At 65.3% G+C, this 21,128-nt stretch carries 16 protein-coding genes; 15 read left to right on the plus strand and 1 reads right to left on the minus strand.

Going from position 1 to position 21,128, the window contains the following annotated elements:
- The first annotated feature begins 12 nt into the window (after positions 1-12).
- From PYV00_RS08770 to PYV00_RS08810, 9 genes are all read left to right on the plus strand, one after another.
- Positions 13-1,053, plus strand: coding sequence for an aldo/keto reductase (locus tag PYV00_RS08770; protein ID WP_275227902.1), 1,041 nt, complete (start codon positions 13-15; stop codon positions 1,051-1,053).
- Positions 1,050-1,706: a nicotinate-nucleotide adenylyltransferase gene (locus PYV00_RS08775; RefSeq protein WP_275227903.1), complete on the plus strand. Its 657-nt coding sequence runs from the start codon at positions 1,050-1,052 to the stop codon at positions 1,704-1,706. Before PYV00_RS08770 ends, PYV00_RS08775 begins: the two co-directional genes overlap by 4 nt.
- A 113-nt stretch (positions 1,707-1,819) precedes the next feature.
- A complete protein-coding gene (rsfS, locus tag PYV00_RS08780; RefSeq protein ID WP_428981618.1) occupies positions 1,820-2,221 on the plus strand; it encodes a ribosome silencing factor in 402 nt (133 codons plus the stop codon).
- Between the two features lie 88 nt (positions 2,222-2,309).
- Entirely contained in the window at positions 2,310-2,732 is a 423-nt protein-coding gene (locus PYV00_RS08785) for a 23S rRNA (pseudouridine(1915)-N(3))-methyltransferase RlmH (RefSeq protein WP_275227904.1), read from the plus strand.
- 66 nt (positions 2,733-2,798) lie between these two features.
- Positions 2,799-4,010 carry a murein hydrolase activator EnvC family protein gene (locus PYV00_RS08790; RefSeq protein ID WP_275227905.1) on the plus strand — a complete coding sequence of 404 codons (1,212 nt, stop codon included), beginning with the start codon at positions 2,799-2,801 and terminating at the stop codon, positions 4,008-4,010.
- 257 nt (positions 4,011-4,267) lie between these two features.
- Positions 4,268-5,602 (plus strand): S41 family peptidase, encoded by a 1,335-nt coding sequence (locus tag PYV00_RS08795; RefSeq protein ID WP_275227906.1) that lies wholly within the window; start codon positions 4,268-4,270, stop codon positions 5,600-5,602.
- A gap of 11 nt (positions 5,603-5,613) precedes the next feature.
- Entirely contained in the window at positions 5,614-6,096 is a 483-nt protein-coding gene (locus PYV00_RS08800; protein ID WP_275227907.1) for a disulfide bond formation protein B, read from the plus strand.
- The gene (locus PYV00_RS08805) at positions 6,093-6,608 is read left to right on the plus strand and encodes a demethoxyubiquinone hydroxylase family protein (protein WP_275227908.1); all 516 of its coding nucleotides are present in this window, start codon (positions 6,093-6,095) and stop codon (positions 6,606-6,608) included. Before PYV00_RS08800 ends, PYV00_RS08805 begins: the two co-directional genes overlap by 4 nt.
- Before the next feature lie 104 nt (positions 6,609-6,712).
- Entirely contained in the window at positions 6,713-7,288 is a 576-nt protein-coding gene (locus tag PYV00_RS08810; RefSeq protein WP_275227909.1) for a hypothetical protein, read from the plus strand.
- Between the two features lie 55 nt (positions 7,289-7,343).
- Here PYV00_RS08810 and PYV00_RS08815 read toward each other — a convergent pair whose 3' ends face one another.
- The gene (locus PYV00_RS08815; protein WP_275227910.1) at positions 7,344-8,243 is read right to left on the minus strand and encodes a response regulator transcription factor; all 900 of its coding nucleotides are present in this window, start codon (positions 8,241-8,243) and stop codon (positions 7,344-7,346) included.
- A 702-nt stretch (positions 8,244-8,945) separates the two neighbouring features.
- On the opposite strand from PYV00_RS08815, the gene PYV00_RS08820 reads away from it, so the two are divergent.
- From PYV00_RS08820 to PYV00_RS08845, 6 genes are all read left to right on the plus strand, one after another.
- Complete coding sequence (locus PYV00_RS08820) at positions 8,946-9,320, plus strand: MarR family winged helix-turn-helix transcriptional regulator (protein WP_275227911.1); 375 nt, start codon at positions 8,946-8,948, stop codon at positions 9,318-9,320.
- A gap of 37 nt (positions 9,321-9,357) precedes the next feature.
- Positions 9,358-10,899: a TolC family protein gene (locus tag PYV00_RS08825; RefSeq protein WP_275227912.1), complete on the plus strand. Its 1,542-nt coding sequence runs from the start codon at positions 9,358-9,360 to the stop codon at positions 10,897-10,899.
- Between the two features lie 24 nt (positions 10,900-10,923).
- Positions 10,924-13,029, plus strand: coding sequence for an ATP-binding cassette domain-containing protein (locus PYV00_RS08830; protein ID WP_275227913.1), 2,106 nt, complete (start codon positions 10,924-10,926; stop codon positions 13,027-13,029).
- A 2-nt stretch (positions 13,030-13,031) separates the two neighbouring features.
- A complete protein-coding gene (locus PYV00_RS08835) occupies positions 13,032-14,201 on the plus strand; it encodes an HlyD family type I secretion periplasmic adaptor subunit (protein ID WP_275227914.1) in 1,170 nt (389 codons plus the stop codon).
- A 325-nt stretch (positions 14,202-14,526) separates the two neighbouring features.
- The gene (locus PYV00_RS08840) at positions 14,527-16,137 is read left to right on the plus strand and encodes a tandem-95 repeat protein (RefSeq protein WP_275227915.1); all 1,611 of its coding nucleotides are present in this window, start codon (positions 14,527-14,529) and stop codon (positions 16,135-16,137) included.
- A gap of 51 nt (positions 16,138-16,188) precedes the next feature.
- Positions 16,189-20,475: a hypothetical protein gene (locus tag PYV00_RS08845; RefSeq protein ID WP_275227916.1), complete on the plus strand. Its 4,287-nt coding sequence runs from the start codon at positions 16,189-16,191 to the stop codon at positions 20,473-20,475.
- The last annotated feature ends 653 nt before the right edge of the window (positions 20,476-21,128 follow it).

The following is a 21,128-nucleotide window of genomic DNA, read 5'->3' on the forward strand; positions in this document are numbered from 1 at the left end:
AGGGAGCTTGCCATGAGATACAATCGCCTTGGCCGTACCGGCCTTTTTGTCTCCGAACTTTGCCTGGGCACGATGACGTTCGGCGGCGACGGCATGTGGACGGCCATGGGCCAGGTCGACCAGGCGGGCGCCAATGCCCTGGTCCGCCGCGCGCTTGATGCCGGGATCAATTTCATCGACACCGCCAATGTCTATTCGAACGGCTGGTCGGAACGCATCACCGGCCAGGCGCTGCGCGATCTCGACATTTCCCGCAGCGAGGTGGTGATCGCCACCAAGGCGCTGGGGCCGATGGGGCAGGGGGTGAACGATCGCGGCGCCTCGCGCTATCACTTGCTCGCGCAGATCGACGCGAGTCTTGAGCGGCTGCAGCTCGACCATGTCGATCTCTACCAGATCCACGGCTGGGACGCGGCGACTCCGCTGGAAGAGACGCTGCGCGCGCTGGACGATATCGTCCGCTCGGGCCGGGCGCGCTATATCGGCGTGTCGAACTGGGCGGCGTGGCAGATCGTCAAGGCGCTGGGGATTGCCGAGAACCGGGGCTGGGAACGGTTCGCCTCGCTCCAGGCCTATTATTCGGTGGCCGGGCGCGATCTGGAACGCGATATCGTGCCGATGTTGGGCAGCGAAGGGTTGGGCCTGATGGTCTGGAGCCCGTTGGCCGGCGGCTTCCTTTCGGGCAAGTACACGCGCGAGAGCGAAGGTGAGGGGCGGCGCGCCAGCTTCGATTTCCCGCCGATCGACAAGGAACGCGGTTACGACGTGATCGCCATCATGCGCGAGATCGCCGGGCGGCACGGCGCGACGGTGCCGCAAGTCGCGCTTGCCTGGCTGCTGGCCAGGCCGGCGGTGTCGAGCGTGATCCTGGGGGCCAAGCGGATCGACCAGCTTGAGGACAATCTGGGCGCGGCGGACCTGGTGCTGTCTCCCGAGGAGCTCGCGCGGCTCGATGGCGGCGCGCCGCTGGTGCCAGAATATCCCGGCTGGATGATCGAGCGGCAGAGCGAATATCGCAGCGGCGCCATGGCGGGCGAGGCGCCGCGCCGTTGAATCCGGGCAGGAATCGCCGCACCGGGCTTTTGGGGGGCAGCTTCAATCCCGCCCATGGCGCGCACCGGCGCGTATCGCTGTTCGCGCGCGACGCGCTGGCGCTGGACGAGGTCTGGTGGCTGGTCTCGCCCGGCAACCCGCTCAAGCCGCGGGCCGGCATGGCGCCGCTCGCCGCGCGCTTCGCTTCGGCGCGGCGGCAGGCCCGGCGCGCGCCGATCCGCGTCACCGCGATCGAGCGCGAATTCGGCACGCGCTATACCGTCGATACGCTGCGCAAGCTGCGCCGCCGCTGGCCGAAACGGCAGTTTATCTGGCTTATGGGCAGCGACAATCTGGCGCAGTTCCACCAGTGGAAACACTGGCGCGCGATCGCCCGACTCATGCCGATTGCGGTCGTGGCCCGGCCGGGCTATGATGAAGCGGCTATCGCGAGCCCCGCGATGGCCTGGCTCGGGAAATACCGGACACCCGCCGCCAGTCTCGCAAACCGGGGAAGATGGAGCGCTCCGGCGCTGGTGATCTTGCGTTTCGATCCCGATTCGCGTTCGGCCACGGCGATCCGCCGGGCCTATCCCGACTGGGCCGAGAAGGTCTCGAAAGGGGCCTTGCGCGACGGTGTATCCCATCGCCTCATTCCCGGACGCACCGCGTGAGCGGGCCGGTCGCACCCATCTGGCGCGGCCCTTACCCCGAAATGACGGTTGATCGCGGCAGGACGGTGTTCGTCCCGCCGCCTCGTTCCATCAGAGGAGCAGACCTGAACTAGATGACACAGGCGCAAATACAGCTGGCCCAAGCCAGCGCCGCCGCCATACCCATGGCCGCAGAGGATGAGCCGCAATTGGCCCTGGTCCTGCAATCGCTTGACGATGATCAGGCACAGGATGTCGTGACGATCCCGCTGGAGGGCAAATCCAGCATTGCCGATCACATGGTGATCGCCTCCGGCCGTTCCAGCCGGCAGGTCGCCGCGATCGCGCAGAAGCTGGCCGAACGGCTCAAGCAGGCCGGCTTCGGCAATCCGCGTATCGAAGGGCTGCCCGTCGCCGACTGGGTGCTGGTCGATGCCGGGGGAATCATTGTCCACCTGTTCCGCCCGGAAGTGCGCAGCTTCTACAATCTGGAGCGGATGTGGGGCTTTGGCGACGGAGCCGTCGGCGCGGCCTGAGCCCGTCCGGCGATCCGCCGTCCCGGCCCGGCGCGGGCCGGACCGCACATGAAACGCGGGCGTGGGACAGGGAGGCCGCGCGAAGGCCATGCTTTTGCATATCATCGCGCGCGGCAAGATCGCCCGCTCGCCCGAGGAACAGTTGCTGGAACGCTATGCCCGGCGCATTGTCTGGCCGTTCCGCCATACCGAACTGCCCGAGACGGGCGGCCGCATTCCCCCGCCGCAAACCCCGTGCCGCACCGTCCTGCTCGATGAGCGGGGCAAGGCCATGCCTTCGGAGGATTTCGCCGCGCTGCTTGGCCGCTGGCGTGACGAGGGCATTCGCGAAACCCGCTTCCTGATCGGCGCGGCCGATGGCCACGAAGAGCCCGCGCGCCGGAGCGCCGACCTGCTGCTCGGCTTCGGCGCCATGACCTGGCCGCATCTCCTGGCCCGCGCCATGCTGGCCGAACAGCTCTGGCGCGCCACCAGCATCCTGGCCGGGCACCCCTATCACCGCTCGGGCTGAGCCGTTTCGGCACGAAGCGGCCGCGCCCTGTTCAGTTTTCGTCCCGGTGCGGCTAGGGCAGGCGGCATGACGTCACGCCGAGCCCGCTGTCTCGTCCTGCTTGCCGCGCTGTGCGGCGGGGCGGCCGCGTTCGGCCAAGGCGTGACGGGCGGCGATGTCGCGCGGACGCGGAGCGAGATGGCCGAGGCGCTGCGCGAAGGCGCGGCGGCGCGCGGCCGGGCCGAGCGGCTGGAAGCCGAGGCGCGCGCCGTGACCGAGCAGGCCGACAGGACCGCGCGCGAGGCCGCCGCGATCGCCGCGCGCATCCAGGAGACCGAGGCGGAGATCGCCGGGCAGGAAGCCCGCGCGCGCCTGCTGGCGAGCGAGCGCCGCAAGCTGCGCGCGCGGCTGGCCGAACGCCAGCGGCCCCTGGTGCAGCTTACCGGCGCGCTCCAGCGCCTGTCGCGCCGACCGCCGGTGCTCGCGCTGTTGCGGCCCGGATCGGTGCGTGACACCATGTATATGCGCGCGTTGCTCGAAACCATGCTGCCCGAGGTGGAGCGGCGCACCGCCTCGCTACGCTCCGAGATCGAGCGGGGTCGCGCGCTGGAGAACCGTGCGCTGGCGGCGGCGCGCGATCTCAAGGCCAGCGAGCGCCAGCTTGGCCAGCGGCGGCAGGAACTGGCCGCGATCGAGACGCGCCAGCGCCTTGCCAGCCGCGCGGTCAGCGGCGTCGCCAGCCGCGAAGCCGAACGCGCGCTGGCACTGGCCGAACGTGCGAGCGACCTGGGCGATCTGGTGGAGGAAGTGGGCCGGCAAGGCGAGCTGCGCGCCGCGCTTGCGAGCCTGCCGGGGCCGATCATGCGGCCGCCACGCCCGGAGGAATCGCGCGTGGTCGAAGCCTCGGGCCTCACCGCGTCGCCGACCGGCCTGCCGGCCTATATGCTGCCCGTCACCGGCCGGGTGGTGACGGGCTTCGGCGAAAGCGGGCCGGGCCGCGCGCCTTCGCGCGGGCTGTCGCTGGCACCGCGCGCGAACGCGCAGGCGGTGGCGCCCGCGCCGGGCCGGGTCGCGTTCGCCGGGCCCTATCGCGGCTATGGCCAGATCGTCATCATCGAGCATGACGGGGGCTGGACCTCGCTCGTCACCGGGCTGGCCCGGCTTGACGTCGCGGTCGGCCAGATGCTCGTCGCCGGATCGCCGCTGGGCGTGGCCGGGCCGGGCGATCCGGTGATCGGCGTCGAGCTGCGCCGCGAAGGCGCGCCGGTCAATCCGCTGCAATACGTCCGCGCGTTGTAGGGGAGTTTGTCGTGGCGGCACCAGCCCCCGCCCCCACCCGACCTCCCATGACAGTATACTTCCGTGGGAGGCCGGCCCCTCGGCGAAAATGTCCCCCGGACATTTTCGTCACCCTCGGACGGGCGTGGGCTGGTGCCGCCTTGCGCCGAAAGACGCATTTCCCAACAAACTCCAGCTATTCGCCCGGAAACAGCCATCTGGCGTTCAGCGGCGATGGCCGATAGAAGAGGCGTAAATGGCAAAGGCATGAACGCCCGATGAAATTCCTTCCCCTGCTGCGCGCCACGCTGCTTGTCAGCGCCGTCGCCCTGCTTCCCGCCACGACCGCCGGGCTGGCCGCCGTCGATGGCCGATCGAGCGCCGAGTTCGGCAAGCTGCTGGCGATCTACCAGCTCGTGAAGGACAATTACGTCGACGACGTGGACGACGACAAGCTGTTCAAGGGCGCGATCGACGGCATGTTGGCCAGCCTGGACCCGCATTCGACCTATCTCGAAGGCTCCTCGTTGCAGCGGCTCGAAACCATGATCGACGGCAACTACACCGGGCTGGGCCTGTCGGTGGTGATGGATGACGGCGCGGTCAAGGTCGTCTCGCCGTTCAAGGGCAGCCCAGCCGAGAAGGCGGGGCTCAAGGCCGGCGACTATATCACCCACCTGGACGGCGTGCTCTATTACGAGCGCGATCTGGACGAAGCGGTTTCGAAGATGCGCGGCCCGCCGGGCACCTCGATCCGGCTGACGATCTATCGCCCCGGCCGCGACGAGCCGTTCGACGTGACCGTGGCGCGCGGCGTGATCGAGCTGGAGCCGGTGACGTCCGAGCTGAAGGGCAATATCGGCGTCATCAGCATCAACGAGTTCTCCCGTGACGTGGGCAAGGACGTCAACAGCGCGGTCTCGTCGCTGCGCCAGCAGGCGGGCGGCAAGCTGGCCGGGCTGGTGCTCGACCTCCGCTCCAATCCGGGCGGCTCGCTGGACGAGGCGGTGGCGCTGTCCGACCTGTTCCTGGAGAAAGGCGACATCGTGTCGCAGCGCGGCCGGCTGGCGGCCGACAACATGTATTACCGCGCGCATAGCGGCGACGTCGCCAAGGGGCTGCCGATCGTCGTGCTGATCGACGCTGGCAGCGCTTCGGCCTCGGAAATCGTCGCCGGCGCGCTGCAGGACCAGAAGCGCGCGGTCATCATGGGTGAGCGCAGCTTCGGCAAGGGCAGCGTGCAGTCGCTGATCGGGCTCGATCGCACCAGCGCGGTCAAGCTGACGACGGCGCGCTACTACACCCCTTCGGGCCACTCGGTGCAGGAAGGCGGGATCGAGCCGGATATCAAGGTGCCGCAGCTGTCCGATCCCGACGCGCGCACCCGGGCGGAACGCGCGATCCGCGAATCCGACTTGCGCGGCCACCTGATCAACGAGGTCTCGCTCGACGACAAGCAGCTCGAAGCCGACAAGCAGGACGATCCGCGCTTCGCCATGTCGGTCGAGGAACTGAAGAAGCAGGGCATCGAGGACTTCCAGCTTCACTACGCGGTGCAGACGCTGCAACGCACCGCCGCGGTGCCGGCGCTCGCCGCCACCGGCAAGCGCTGAAGGCCGCGCGCGTGGGTGATTTCGAAGCGGGACGGGCCGCGCGCCTGCTGGCGCTGGTGGTGCCGGCGGCGCTGCTGGCCGGGGCCTATACCAGCCAGTATGGCTTTGGCCTCTATCCTTGCGAGATGTGCTGGTGGCAGCGTTATCCGCACTTCGCCGCCGTGGCGCTGGCGCTGATCGCCTTCCTGATTCCGCCGGGCCGCGTCTTCGTGGCGCTGGCCGGGGTGGCGATCGCGATCTCGGGCGCCATCGGTCTGTTCCACGCCGGCGTCGAATACGGCTGGTGGGAAGGCGTCACCGCCTGCACCGCCAATGCGCTGGATCATGGCGGCGATCCGCTGCAGGCGATCATGGACGCGCCGGTGATCCGCTGCGATGTCGCGCCGTGGAGCCTGTTCGGCGTTTCGCTGGCGGGCTGGAACTTCCTCTTTTCGGGCGCGGGTGCGCTGGCGATCTTCCTGCTGCTGGCCAGGGGCCGGAAAGGCGCGGCATGACCGACCAGCCGAACGCGCGCATGGTGCGGGTCGATCAGGCCGGTGAATACGGCGCGACGCGCATCTACGCGGGCCAGATGGCGGTGATGGGCAGCCGCGCGCCGCATTCCGCGCTGGTCGCGGGCATGGCCGCGCAGGAAGCCGATCATCTCGATCGGTTCGACGCGATCATGGCGCGGCGCGGCGTGCGCCCTACCGCCTTGCAGCCCTTGTGGTCGGTCGCCGGCTATGCGCTGGGCGCGGCGACGGCGCTGATCGGGCCGGAAGCGGCGATGGCCTGCACCTCCGCGATCGAGACCGAGATCGACCTGCATTATACCCGGCAGCTTGAAGATCTGGGCGACGGCGATCCCGAGCTGTCCGAGGCGATCCGCGAATTCCGCGACGACGAGCGCGAGCATCGCGATACCGCGCTGGCCGCCGGGGCGGAGCGCGCGCCGGCCTATCCGCTGCTATCGGGCGCGATCAGGCTGGGCTGCCGCCTGGCCATCCGGCTTTCGGAACGGATCTGAGCCATCGCGTCCGCGCGAAACCAATCGGCAGCTTCAGCTATCATTCAAGCCTTCGCGCACCTATATGCCCGGCAAGCCCGGTTTCCAGCTCCAGGAGCATAACGATGTCACGCACCCTCTCCGCCGCCATTGCCGCAGCCGCCTTCGGGCTTGCCGCCGGCCTTGCCACGCCGGCCGCCGCGCAGGGTGAGGGTGAGAAGGTCAACCAGGTGATCGTCTATGGCGATGATCCCTGCCCGCAATCCGCCGCGGGCGAGATCACCGTCTGCGCGCGCAAGGCCGAATCGGAGCGCTATCGCATTCCCGAGGCGCTGCGCGGCAGCGAATCGCCCGACAACACCGCCTGGACCAATCGCGTCACCGCCTATGAGACGGTGGGCGCCTTCGGCACGCTGAGCTGTTCGCCGGTGGGCGCGGGCGGTTCGCTGGGCTGCACGCAGCGCCTGATCGACGCGGCCTATGCCGAAAAGAGCGGCGACAGCTCGATCCGCTTCAGCGAGCTGATCGCCAAGGAGCGCGAGAAGCGGCTTTCCACCATCGACGAACAGGCCGCCGAACAGCAGGCGCGCGTCGAAGCGGCGGAGAAAGCCTACATGGAGCGCCAGCAGAAGAAGGAAGCGGAAGAGGACGCCGCCTCGCCCGCGACCACGGCGCCGCTGCCCACGCCCAAGGGCAACTGATTCTCTTACGCGGCTGGCGCGGCTGGACCATCGGGCCAGCCGCGAAGACCCTGCCTCAGAGCTTGGACAACATGCCGTGAACCGCGGCGAGATAGTCGCGCATGTGCGCGGCGGTGGTGTCGGTCAGCGCGATCAGGTCTCGCCGGCGATCCTTGGGATCGGTCCAGCGGCGCAGGAGGCCGGCCTCGGTCATCTGCCGGACCCAGCGCAAGGCCGTGCTCATCGGCACGGACGCGGCGATGCACACGCTGGAGACCGAAACCTGCTGGCCGTCGAGCTTGGCGCGCGTCAGGTCGAGCAGGATATCCCAGGCGGGATCGGCGAACATCTGGCTAGGGAAGAAGCGGTTGCGCAGCGCGCGCGAGGCGATGATCGCGCGCAGCGTGGCGCTGATCTCCTTGTCGGTCAGCTGCACATCGGCGCGGGTATCGAGCGTCTTGCCTTCCAGCACCGAGACCAGCCGCGCGAGCTGCTGGCTGAAATTGGTCATGCTCGCGCCGTCGGCGATCTCGCGCCGCGCGCCGAGATAGCGCATCGCCCGGCGCAGCGCGCCTGAATAGGCATCGAAGCCCAGCGGCTTGCACAGAAGGTCCACCGCCTCGACATGCAGGCCCTTGATCGCCAGGTCGGTGCTCAGCTTCTCGGTCAGCATGACCGCCGCGAGCGGGCGGCCGCCACCGACGCGGGCACGCGCTTCCTCGATCAGGACGCAGCCGTCCATCGCGGGAATCTGCATGTCCACCAGCAGGATCTGGATCGCCGGATCGCGCGACAGCAGTTCCAGCGCCTGGCGCGCCGAAGTGGCGCAATGGTGCCGGTAATTGAGATCCTCCAGCATACGCGCGCAAAGCGAAACGCATTCGCGATCGTCATCGACGACGAGAACCGCCGGAGTGAGATGTTCAAGCGTCACCGGCGCGCCGTGCAAAGGGGCTGCCAAAGCCTGGCTGGCCATTTGCCTACTCCTTTCAAGGTCTGAACCTTGCTGCCCCCCGCTTCCGCCCGACCCGATGAAGGGACGGCCCGGAATACGGAGTGATTTTCCCCATTGACGAATTACCGCCAGATTGGCGGCAGTCCCCCCCGGCGCGCTTGAAGAAGCGAGAGACGGCGCAAGCTATAACCCGAAAAATTCAAATTGCTACCGTCTTGGCGCAATTCTCGGTCGCCTGGCGGCCGGCAAGGTATTCCGCGCCCGCCAGGCGACGCTGGCGGGAAGGCGGAGCGGGCCGGGATGAGGCGGGAAGCCTCATCGACGCCTCCGGGCCGGGTCTGTTGACCTCGCGCGAGCCGGTTTGGCGAATCGCCATGAGCGACGGCAAGCGATTGTGCTGTCGTCACAATGTGTCGGGGATAGCCCGGCCGGAAGGGTATCGGACCGGCGGTTTTCGGCTGGCGGCCTCCACGGTGGAATCGCGGGTTCGGGCAGTGCCGGGGCCGTTGCCGGGCTTGCGCGCGCAAGCCGGGGCGCGGCCAGGCTGGCGGGCGTTTTCCCGGCTCGTTGCCGGGCTTTTGCGCAGGCTTATCCACAGGAATTCGGCGACCTGCCCGTTTGGAGTGGCTATCTCGCCAAAATGACACTAGTTGGCCGCGCAATCGAAATTCGCTGTGCTAATTGCATGTTAGATTTGCAAGTAAATCCTGCAGGGTTCCTGGTTTGACCGATTCGCCATTCGAGCGCGCCAAAGCCGGCGCCAGCGCAAGCCGCCGTAAGGCGGATGCGCCTGATCCGGCCGCGGACGGGGAGAGCAGCTGGCGCAATCTCCTCGCGCTCGACGAGCAGATCTTCGCCCAGAGGAACATCCGTATTCTCACGCCGGAGGCTCGCGTGCTGATTCATCTCAAACTGAGCGGAACCCTTTCGGTCACGACCGCGATGCAGCTTGCCGGCGTGTCCTATCGCGGCTTCTACGCCGTGCTGGAACGCCTGAAGCAGGCAGGGCTGGTGTCGCAGGCCAGGGACGATGACGACCAGCGCGTGCGCAATCTCAGTCTCGATCCCTCGGTGCCGCTTGCTTCCAACAGCCTGTGACGGCTGGACAGACTTCAATTTCCCGGGAACCGCACACTTGACCGATCCGACCGACAACCGGACCTCCCGCCAGCATGGGAAAAGCGCGCTGGCCATCGCGATCGCGGCCGCTACGATAGTCGCGCCGGCGGGCGAAGGCGCATGGGCGCAGACCAAGCGCGCGGAACCGAAGATCACGCGCGACAACGCCAGGCAGGACAGCGCCAGACAGGACAATGCCAGGCAGGGCGAAACGGCTTCCCCCGACGGCGTCGGCCCCTCCAGCACTGTGCCGGAGGGGCCGGCGCCAACGGCGGCGGCCGGCGGCGCGGAAAGCTATGGCCCCACCATCGGCACGACGACGCTTTACGGCCCGCCCTCGCCCAAGGCGAAGCGCGGCGACTTGCCGGCGATCGGCTGGAGCAACCCGGCCGGGCAGGTGCCGCCCGCGCTGGAGGAAGCGGTGAGCATCGTCACGCGCAATTATCCCTCGGCACAATCGGCGCGCGCCGCGCTGCGCGCCGCGGCGTCGGACGTGAAGGGCGCCAAGTGGCTGCGTTTCCCCACGGTCAGCGGCAATCTTTCCTATCTCGACGACAGCGGCTCGCCCGAACCGCAGATCGTGGTCGAAGCGCCGATCTGGGCGGGCGGGCGAATCACCGCCAACATCCGCCGCGCGCAGGCCGAGGAAGACGCCAGCTCGGCGCAATATGTCGAGACCGTGCAGAATCTCGCGCTGACCACGACGCAGACTTATTTCGAGATCGCCCGGCTGACGGTGCGCGAGCAGCTGCTCAAGGAAAGCCTGGCCGAGCACAATCGCCTGGTGGGAACGATGGAGCGGCGCGTCTCGCAGGAAGTCAGCCCGCTGGCCGACCTTGAGCTGGCCCGGTCGCGCGCGGCGCAGATCGAGCAGGACTACAACTCGACGCAGGCCCAGCGGCTGACCGCGCTGCGCGTGCTGGCCCAGCTCGTCGCCGATCCCGATTACGACCTCGGCCCGATTCCGTTCTATGACCCGAGCGTCGACCTGCCCGATCGCGACGTGCTGGAAGAGCAGGCGGTAGCCTACAATCCCACGCTCGACCGGCTCAAGTCGGAAACCGACATCGCGCGGGCGCAGCTCGATACCAGCCGCGCCCAGATCCTGCCGCAGATCAACGCGCAGTATTCCTATGACAATATCTTCGGCAGCCGCGTCGGCGTGGTGCTGCGCTCGCAGACCACGGGCGGCCTCAGCCAGCTCTCGGCGGTCAACAGCGCGGCGCTGCGCATCCAGTCGGCGATGGAGAACGTGCGCGTGGCCGAGCAGGAGCTGCGGCGCAATGTCGCCTCCGACATCATCCAGTACGAATCGTCCAAGGCGCGCGCGACGATCTCCACCAGCGCCGCCAGCACCGCCACGCGCGTGAGCGAAAGCTACATGCGCCAGTTCATCGCCGGCCGCCGCTCGTGGCTCGACGTGATGAACGCGCTGCGCGAGGCGGTCACCGCGGAAATCGCCAAGTCCGATGCAGAATTCACCGCCATGGCAACCGCAGCGAAACTGCTGCTCGAAAGCGGGCGCTGGCGCCCGGTGTTCGATGAGCCGGCACAATAGAAATCCAGGAACGGGGCAAGTCTAGTGGCCAACGCAATCCTATCCTCGATCGCCGATCTGGCTCGGCTCCGTCGCATCGACTTGCGGCCAGAATGGGCCGATGCCGCGTCGAAGCTCACCGGCGAAGACGAGCCGGCGCTCGAAACCTGCTGCGAGATGATCGGCTGGGCGCCGCCGACGCGCTATAGCGACGCGCCGCGCACGCACGAGTTTCCCCTGCTGGTGTTCCATCCCGATCGCGGCTGGGCCGTGGTCGAGCGGGTGGAGGCGGACAATCGCCTGCAAGTGGTGCACAATGGCGTCGCCACGACCTGGCCGGATGCCGATCGCGCGCGAATCTATGACCTGGTGATCCCGCTGCCGGCGAGCCGCCAGCGCTTCGAACGCGCCATCGATGTGTTCAAGGCATCGGTGCTGCGGCGCAAGCAGGTCATCCTCCTGGCGATTCTCGCCACGGTGGTGGTCAACTTCATCGCCCTCATCACCAGCCTCTACACCATGCAGGTCTATGACCGCGTGGTGCCGCGCGGCGCGTTCTCGACGCTGTGGGTGCTGTCGGTGGGCGCGCTGACCGCGCTCGCCTTCGACTTCACCTTGCGCGTGGTGCGGGCCAACCTGCTCGAACGCGAAGCCGCGCATATCGACACCGAAGTGTCCGAATTCTTCTTCGCCCGCGCGATCGACGCCCGGCTCGATACCCGGCCGCCGTCGGTCGGCACCATGGCCGGGCAGCTGCGCGGCATGGAGCAGGTCCGCTCGATGATCTCGTCGGGCATCATCTTCGCGTTCGCCGACCTGCCTTTCGCGCTGCTGTTCATCTTCGTGGTGGCGCAGATCGGCGGGGTCATCTCGATCGTGCTGCTGGTCGGCTTTCCCGTCGCGCTGGGCGTGGCGCTGACCTTCGCCAAGCTGATCCGCAAGGATACCGAGCGCACCCAGGTCAGCAACAACCGCAAGAACGGCCTCCTGGTCGAAGCGATGGACTCGGCCGAGACGGTCAAGGCCAATCGCGGCCAGTGGTACATGATGTCGCGCTGGGGCACGCTGCTCGACGAATTGCACGCCTCCGAAGTGCCGACCAAGAAGCTCCAGGCCAAGGCCGGCGCGATCTTCGGCACGATGCAGCAGGCGATGTACATCCTGCTGATCGCCTGGGGCTCGGTCGAGGTGTTCGAGAATCGCCTCTCGCTCGGCGGGCTGGTGGCCTGCTCGATCCTGGCCGGCAGGGTCAACGGCCCGCTGATCGCGCAGTTGCCCAACCTGCTGGTGCAGTGGAGCTACTCGCGCTCGGCGCTGGGGATGCTGGACGGCATCCTCAAGTTCCCGACCGAGCGCGCGGCCAATGTGGATCTGCTGCGTCCCACCCGGCTGGCGCCGCAGCTCACCTTCCGCGATGTCGAATTCGTCTATCCCGGCGGCCGGGCGGGCGTGAACATCCCCAAGCTGACGATCGAGGCGGGCGAGCGGATCGCGATCGTCGGCGGCGTCGGCTCGGGCAAGTCCACCCTGCTCAAGCTGATGTCGGGCCTCTATCCGCCGCAGAGCGGGCAGATCCTGATCGACCGGCTCGACATGACCCAGGTCGCCGAGGACACGCTGCGCACGCATGTCGGCTATCTGCCGCAGGACTATCGCCTGGTGAACGGCAGCCTGCGCGACAACCTGCTGCTCGGCCTGCCCGATCCGGGCGACGACCGGATCATGGAGGTCGCCCAGGAGACCGGGCTGGCCAACCTGATCACGCAGCATCCGCGCGGGCTCGATCTGCCGATCGCGGAAGGCGGTCGCGGCCTTTCGGGCGGCCAGCGCACGCTGACGGGCCTCACCCGCCTGCTGCTGGCGCAGCCCAAGCTGCTCCTGCTGGATGAGCCGACCTCGAATCTCGACGTCGATACCGAATCGCTCGTCCTGCGCACGCTGACCAAGCGCCTGTCGCCCGAGACGACGCTGATCATCGTCACGCACAAGCTGCAGCTTGTCGGCCTGGTCAACCGGCTGATGATTTTCGCCAACGGCCAGGTCGCGATCGACGGGCCGGCCGCCGAAGTGCTGAAGCGGATGCAACGTCCGAAAACCGTCCAGGAACCCGCAGGGACAGGCCCGAAGCCGGCCGAGATGGGAGCGAACTGACAATGCTGTCGCCCAGTTTCAAGAATCGGTGGTTCAACCAGTCCACCATGGTGATTTTCGGGATACTCGCGTTCCTCGTCCTGGCGGTGGCATGGTCGTTCTGGGCCGAGCTCGATCAGGTCAGCCGCGCGCCGGGGCAGGTGATTCCCACCGGCCGCATCCAGGTGATCCAGAGCACCGATGGCGGCCAGATCGAGAAGATCTTCGTGCGCGAGGGCGATCACGTGAAGCAGGGCCAGTTGCTCGTCCAGCTTGACGACGTGAAGATTCGCGCCTCGGTTTCCGAAGCGCAAGGCAAGGTCGCCTCGCTGATGTCGACTATGGCGCGGATCAACGCCGAACTGTTTGACCGGCCGCTGACGTTCCCGGCCGAAGTGCAGGCCTGGCCCGAGTTCGTTTCCAACCAGACGCTGCTATACAATAAGCGTCGCCAGGCGCTGAACGACCAGCTTTCCGCGCTGCGCGAGATGCTCGGCCTGATGAAGCAGGAGCTGAACATGAACATGCCCCTGCTGGCCCAGGGCGACGTCAGCAAGGCGGACGTGTTGCGGCTGCAGCGCAGCGTTTCCGACATCGAATCCCAGATGGTCAACGTGAAGAACAAGTACCTCCAGGATCTGCAGGCGGAATACACCAAGACCGAGGAGGATCTGGTCACCGCGCGCGAAGTGCTGGCGCAGCGCTCCGACGCGTTGAAGGACACGCAGATTCGCGCGCCGGTCGATGGCATCGTCAAGAACATCAAGCTCACCACGCTGGGCGGCGTGCTGCGGCCGAGCGACGAGGTGCTGACCATCGTGCCCACGGGCGACGAGCTGATTGTCGAGGCCAAGATGTCGCCGAAGGATATCGCCTATGTCCGCGTCGGCCAGAAGGCGAACGTGAAGTTCGATGCCTATGATTCCGCGATCTACGGGTCGGCCCGCGGCGACGTGACCTACATCAGCCCCGACACGCTGACCGAACAGACCCCCAACGGCGAATCCGTTTACTACCGGGTCCACGTGAAGGTCGATACCAGCCCGATGAAGCCGCACCTGGTGGGCGAAAAGATCGAGATTCAGCCGGGTATGACCGCGACGGCCGAGATCCAGACGGGCAAGAACACGGTCTGGCATTACCTGACCAAGCCCATCAACAAGACCATGGGGGAGGCCATGACCGAGCGCTGATCGCAAGGGACGCGATCCGGCGCGGAGCACGCCGGATCGCCGTTCCGACCTGTGACCGGAATGCCCGCCGACTGTTGCGGCAAATCCACAGAAGAGGAAAACAACGCTATTCCGCCAACTTGCAGTCCTTACCCTCCAGATGACATGCGCTATCCGCGACAAGTTGAACTCTTGGCCGATATGGCCGGCGTGAAACCGCCACGATACAACCAAAACGGCTATTTTGTGGCTTTAATAGCTTTGGCAAAGTCACGATGGGCTTGTTAACGCACGAATTGCAGGGAGTAGATTTATCCCGAGCCTCGGTTCCATGTTGGGGGAATAGATGAGCACTAAAGTCGTATCGGCGCCGGCAAAGGTTGCTAAGCCGCTCGTTCACAAGGAAAAGACGGCCAAGCCGGCCGAGCACGCGCAGCCCGTCCAGGACGACGATGCCAAGATCGTCGGCAAGGAGGCCCGTGCGACGGAAGAGACCGCCAAGGTCATTCTTGCGCAGGCTGAGGACGGCAAGGAGCATCATGACGCCCGCTCCGAGACTTCGATGACCTCGCTCGCGGGCGATTTTTCGTTCGCCGGCGCGCTCGCCGATGCTGCCGCGACCTCCGGTTCGCTGATCACCCAGGGCAACGGGGTCGATTCTTTCGGCTTCGCGCAGTCCGATGACGATGGCGGCCCCAGCGGCACCATCCTGCTGGTGGGCGCTGTTGCGCTTGTCGGCCTCGGTGTTGCGGTGCTGGCTGGCGGCGGTAACGGCAAGGATGAGGTTTTGAACACCGCTCCGGTGTTCGGCACCGCGCCGACCGTCACTGTCGCCGAAGACGCTGCGGCTACGCCGTTCACTGTCACTGCGACCGATGCCGACGGCAATGCGCTGACCTACACCGCGACTGCCGGCCACGGCACGATCGCTGGCGGCACTGGCGGTGCGTTCACCTACAAGCCGAACGCGAACTACAACGGCGCCGAAACGATCACGGTTACCGTCAACGATGGCGCGGGCGGCACTGCCACCCAGACCATCAACTTCACGGTTTCCGCGGTCAACGATGCCCCGGTCGCCGCGACCGAGAGCATTGCGGTCACTGGCAACGAAGACGCCGCGATCACGGTGACTCCGACGATCACTGACGTTGACGACACCACGCTCACTTTCACTCACACCGAGGCCCTGAACGGCACGGTGGTGGTGAATGCGAACGGTACGCTGACCTACACGCCGGATGCGAACTATAGCGGCACGGACAGCTTCGTCGTCACCGGCACTGATGCTGCCGGGGCGCATGTCTCGCAGACCGTCAATGTCACGGTCGTCGAGCTCAACGACGATGCGCCGGTCAAGGGGCCGGATACCACGACCGCTATCACGGTCGAGCAGGGTGACAGCGCGCCGTTCGTCATTGACTTCAGTGACCCGGATACGCCGGATAACCAGCTTACGGCGACTGTTTCGACGCAGCCCGCGCACGGCACGATCGTCGATGGCGCTTATGTCGCCAATGACGATTATGTCGGTACCGACAGCTTCGTCATTACCGTCACCGACGGCACGCACCCCGTGACGTACACGGTCAACGTCACCGTCACCGAGCCGACTGGTCCGACGGAACTCACCATCGACGTTCCGCCGAGCGGCAACCCCGTCACGATCGACGTGGGCGATGATGCCTACGCGCTGACTGACGATGTCGATGCTCGTACCGATGTCATCCTCACCGATTTCTCGGACGACGACCACATCGTGGTCACCGGCGCCACTGCCGATGACTACAGCTTCGGCACTTCGCCCTCGGACTCGCACGACCTGCGCATCACGTTCAATGACGGCACGAACTTCACGCAGATCGTCATCGACGATGTGCTGACCAATTCGGGCTTCGTCTTTGACTATGACTCCGCAGCCGCCGCTGTTGGCTTCGACTTCATGACTTTTGCTTAACCATGTGCCCCTAAGGGGGTTTCGCATCTAATTCTATCAGGGAGCACATTCATGGCCCGCATTCTTCTTAATCCTGGTCAAACTGGCGGCATTTATGGCGCCTTTGACCCCGACAGTGTCTTCGGCACTGCCGAGGGCGACGAGACCGTCACCATCGCTGGCGACGCCAAGGTCGAATTCGATCCGTCGTTCAACCGTGGCGGCGATATCATCAAGATCCTGGGCGCCGCTGGTGACTACCACGCCCAGATCGAAGGCACGAACGTCGTTCTGACTTCGGCTGCAGGCGCGGACATCTCGATCCCCGTCGGCGGCAACGGCACCACCATCGTCTTCAACGGCGGTGACGAGCGCGTCCTCGTGGTCGATGGCGGCGTCATCGTGCTTGGCGACCAGACGATCCCGGTAGGCAACACTGGCGTTGATATCGATGATGGTATCGTGACGCCGACGCCGACCGATGGTGATACCTTCCGTCTTACCACGACCGTGGACGAGCTGACGGGTACCGTCGGCGACGATCTCTTCCGCGCTCGCGTTGCTCAGAACCCGCTTGGTGAGCAGACCAACCAGCTTGGCACGGGCGACTACATCGATGGCGGTGCTGGCACCGACACCCTTGACGCTCAGATCCAGGACGCTTCGCCGCTCAACGGCGGGCCGGGTTCCTCGATCAAGCCGGAAACCGTTGATGTCGAGATCGCGCACTTCGAAGCGCTGACCACTTACAACCCGACCATCTTCTTCGAAAGCTACGCTGACGATCGCTACTATGGCGTCGAAGTCAATGCGGCTGACATGATTGGCCTGGACGAAGTGGGTTCGGTTGAATCGGACGCTTCGCTGACGGTTTACAACGTCAACACGCTGACCGACAGCGGTGACTACGACGATCGTCGCCTCACCCAGTCGGTGCGCGTTCGCATGGACCACACCGGCAACGGCGACACGCTCACGCCGGCTGCCAACCTGAACGTGCTGTTCGACCAGGATTACCTCCTGCGCGATACGCCGAACCCCGAGAACTCGTCGATCACGCTTCAGCTGCTCGATATCGACAACCAGATCAACGATGGTCTGCCGCTGCTGACCAACCCGTTCGACCGCCTGTTCCTGACGGTCGATGGCGTTGCCTACACGGTCGATTATGACGGCAACAACAACCTGTCTGGTCTGGCCGCCTATCAGGCTCTTGCCACTAGCATCAACGCCGGTCTTGCGGCGGCTGGTCTGACGACCCTCACGGCCACTGTTGACGGCAGCTTCACCGTTGTCGACCCGGATGGTTCGCCGGGTGGTCCGGCTTCGGGCTACAACATTGTCATCACCGACACCGACGGTTCGGCGCTGGTTGGCAATGGCTTCGGTGCGACTGGCCAGGTGCCCGCGAACACTGACTATCAGAAGGAAGTCTTCTCGACTCCGCCTGAACTCACCGAAACGCTCATCACCGTCGATGTCGACCTGTACAAGGTTGGCCGTGGCGGCGACGGTGGCCACCTGATCATCGGCGGCATGGACGGCGACGGCCTCAACATCTGGGGTCATGAGAGCGGCACGGCCGTTGAGCCGGGCGTCGAGCAGTTCATCCTTCACGTCGAAGGTGATGACACGCAGGACAGCAGTCTCGCCGGCCTCTATTCGACCAACAACGCGCTCCGCGTGGTTGTGGTCGCTGACGAGGGCGATGCGGACGCTGATCTGGTCATCGGCAACGATCAGACCTTCCAGGGCCTCGACAACGATGAATCTTGGGTGACTTACCTCACCGACGAATCGGGTTATGTCTCGGTCCCGCCGGGTGGTTCCAATGCCGTGACGACCGTCAATGGCGTTCTGGTCGATAATGACCGCTACGACTCCAACCTTGACGGCAACTCCGACGACAGCTTCGGCTCCGATCTGACCTCGTTCAAGAACCTCGCGTTCAAGGACGTTCTGGTCTGGGATTCGACCGCGTTCGACAACGACGTCACGCTCTATGGCATGTTCACCACCGAGACCGTGGCGAAGTACCTCGACCTCACCGACACCGCCGCTGATCCGCGCGCCGACAACGGCAACGCGAACTATGCGTTCGGTTCGGGTGACGATCTGCTGAACCTGAACTTCGCCAAGGAAAACTTCGCGATCAACGGCACTGCCACTCGCGAGGACTTCACCTTCACCACCACCATGGGCGCTGGCGACGATCACGTTCAGATCCAGATCGGCAATGGCTACAGCCCGGGCGAAGCCGAAATTCGCCTCGATGCGGTCGCCGATGCCGTGCCGTACTACCTCGCGGTGCAGAACTGGTACTACAATCACGTCGTCAACCAGTACTCGCTGATCGACGACGCCAAGTCGGGCGAGTTCACGGGCAATCCCGATGGTCAGCTCGCGATCTACACCGAGGAAGGCGATGACGTTGTCGAGCTCTGGGGTTCGACCGCTGCCGTGGTTCGCGCCGGTTCGGGTGACGACGACATCTACACCGACAACTCGGGTGAAGAAGGCTTCGATTACAGCGAACAGTTCGGTCCCGTGCCGGTGTTCAACGAAGGCAAGGCGACTTGGGTCTTCAACACGCTGGACCAGATGAACGAGGTTCCGGTGCTTGCCCTTGACGTGCAGGATCTCCAGACGGCCACTCCGTATTCGTCGGGCGGTCGCGTCGGGAACCTCTATGTCGAGGTGGTTTTCGAAGGCATCGAATCGCAGGTCTACGTCGGCAACACCGACACTTCGAACGGCGACGTTGTCACCGATCTGAAGATCAACAATGCCATCAAGGAAGCCATCACTGGGGACCGCTTCCTGAACTCGCTGCTTTCGGTCACCGATGGCCCGGGCAATACGCTGATCATCGAATCGAAGATCGACGGTGTCACCACGATCGACGATCTGACGATCGGTTTCGGCACCACCACGCTGACGGCGGCTCAGGTTGCTGCTGGGCTCACCCCGTTTGGCGCAATTGGCGACTTCTCCGACCGTTATGAGAGCGTCTATGCCGCGCAAGACGGTCATGGCGTCCTCTACGGCATCGACTCCTACAATGTGAATAACAACATTGTCGAAGGCGATACCGGCGAAGACGTGGTGGTTTACTCGTCGAACGTCACCAGCGTCGAAACCTTTGACATCAACGGTGTCTTCACGGGTCTTACCGAACAAGACGTGGTGATGAACTTCACCGCCGCCGTTGCGGATGAGCCGATTGCCGAAGTCCAGACCGTCACCTTCGAAGGTGAAGCTGCGGACGATGGCACGGCTTCAGTGACGATCAATGGCGTTACCTACTCGGTCGCGCTTGACGGTAACGATGCTGCAACCCCGCCGCCGACCACTGCGGAAGAAGTTGCCGCTGCGCTCGTCGCTCTGATCAACGCGGATGCCGGTCGTTATGCGGATGCGGTGGACAACGGCGATGGTTCGATCACGCTGACCTACCTGACCGCCGGGATCGATTATGGGCAGGCGACTGCCACGATCACCCCTGCTGACCCGGTTGGCGAAATTCAGTCGATCGAGTTTGGCGGTGCGGCGACCACGGACGGTACCCTCGCGGTTCTCTTCGCTGGTGTGTCTGTCAGCATCAACGTTGCGACTGGCGATACGCCGGCTGATATTGTCGATGCGCTGGTTGCGGCTTTCGCCGGAACGACCGTCGCAACGGTGGATCTGGGCGATATAATCCAGATCGAAGATACCGCCAGCAGCGTCGACTATGGCAATGCTCAGGTGACGATCACTTCGGACACCACGAGCGGTGTGACGTTCGAAGTCGGCACGGCTGACAACATGATCACTGACAATGAGCAGGACGGTTCGCCGTACGGCCTCACTGTTGACTACAGCACGGATGTCACGGGTGCCGTTCCGGCTCTCGGCTACGACATCTTCGACGTGGAAGACGTGATCGGCGGTCCGGTTGCCTCGGGCAACTTCGCCAACGACACCTCTGACAATGCGGAAACTGCGACGATCGCGTCGCTCAACCTGCATGCCCGCGGTGTTGCGATCATCGATACCGTGGAAGTCGGTGACGGCGTTGCCACCAGCACCGCCAGCGAAGCGGCTCGTATCCAGCAGATCGTGCGCTCGCTCGACACCGCTGGTTCGGCTCAGGACAGCATCATCATCACCGTTGACTCGGACAACATCGGCCACTTCTACCTGGTCGATAACGGTTCGGCGGCGTCGGATGCGGTCGTCAGCCACCTCGGCAACGTCGAGCTGGGCCAGTACGACGACATCTCGAAGGAATACATCGGCAACTGGGACGCGATGACCATCGCGAACTTCACGCCGCTGACCACCGAGCAGATCGTCGAAACCTTCGCCGTCGCCTAAGCGATCGGATCAAGGTTCGAAGGAAATTGGGGGGCCGTCGCAAGACGGCCCCCTTTTTCTATGGCGATGGCCTTGTTTGCGCAGATGCCGCCTTGCGACGGGAGTTCTTGTGAACGGCATCGGCACGGCCTCTCCAAGCCTTATCGTCCACCGACTACGGGCAAGCCGAATGTATGGCGTGAACCGTCAAGACGCGGCCCTTACGCCCGTCCACTATGCTTCGATGGCTGACTGCCCGAAATAACGGACTGCCCGCAACTGCGCTGGGCACCGCAAAGCCCTGAATTTCGCAAACCCTGCGAAGCCGTCGAGCAGTCTGGAAATCGACGCCCAGAGACCAGATTATGGAGCTTCACCAATACGCATTGGGTCAAAGCTAAAGCGATCATATCGCCTGGGAGCACGGCGGAGTCAGCTACGGTGTCTTCCGACGGTTCGCGCGCCGCGTAGCGGTCGTGAAACTATGCTGCGCGGGGGTGAACTTCCTGGCGTCAGCGCATGTGCCACCATCTCTGTAAGGGGACATCCTGCATCGGCGATGCGCTTGATCTCGCATTCAACGCCGATGCCATCGTCTAGCCAAGAGCGCGCTAGGGTCAGGACTCATTGGTCATAGCCAGAAGATGACGGTGGCGGCGAGCGCGATGGCGGAG

This window comes from Novosphingobium album (ex Liu et al. 2023), from assembly GCF_029076845.1.
GTDB lineage: Bacteria > Pseudomonadota > Alphaproteobacteria > Sphingomonadales > Sphingomonadaceae > Novosphingobium.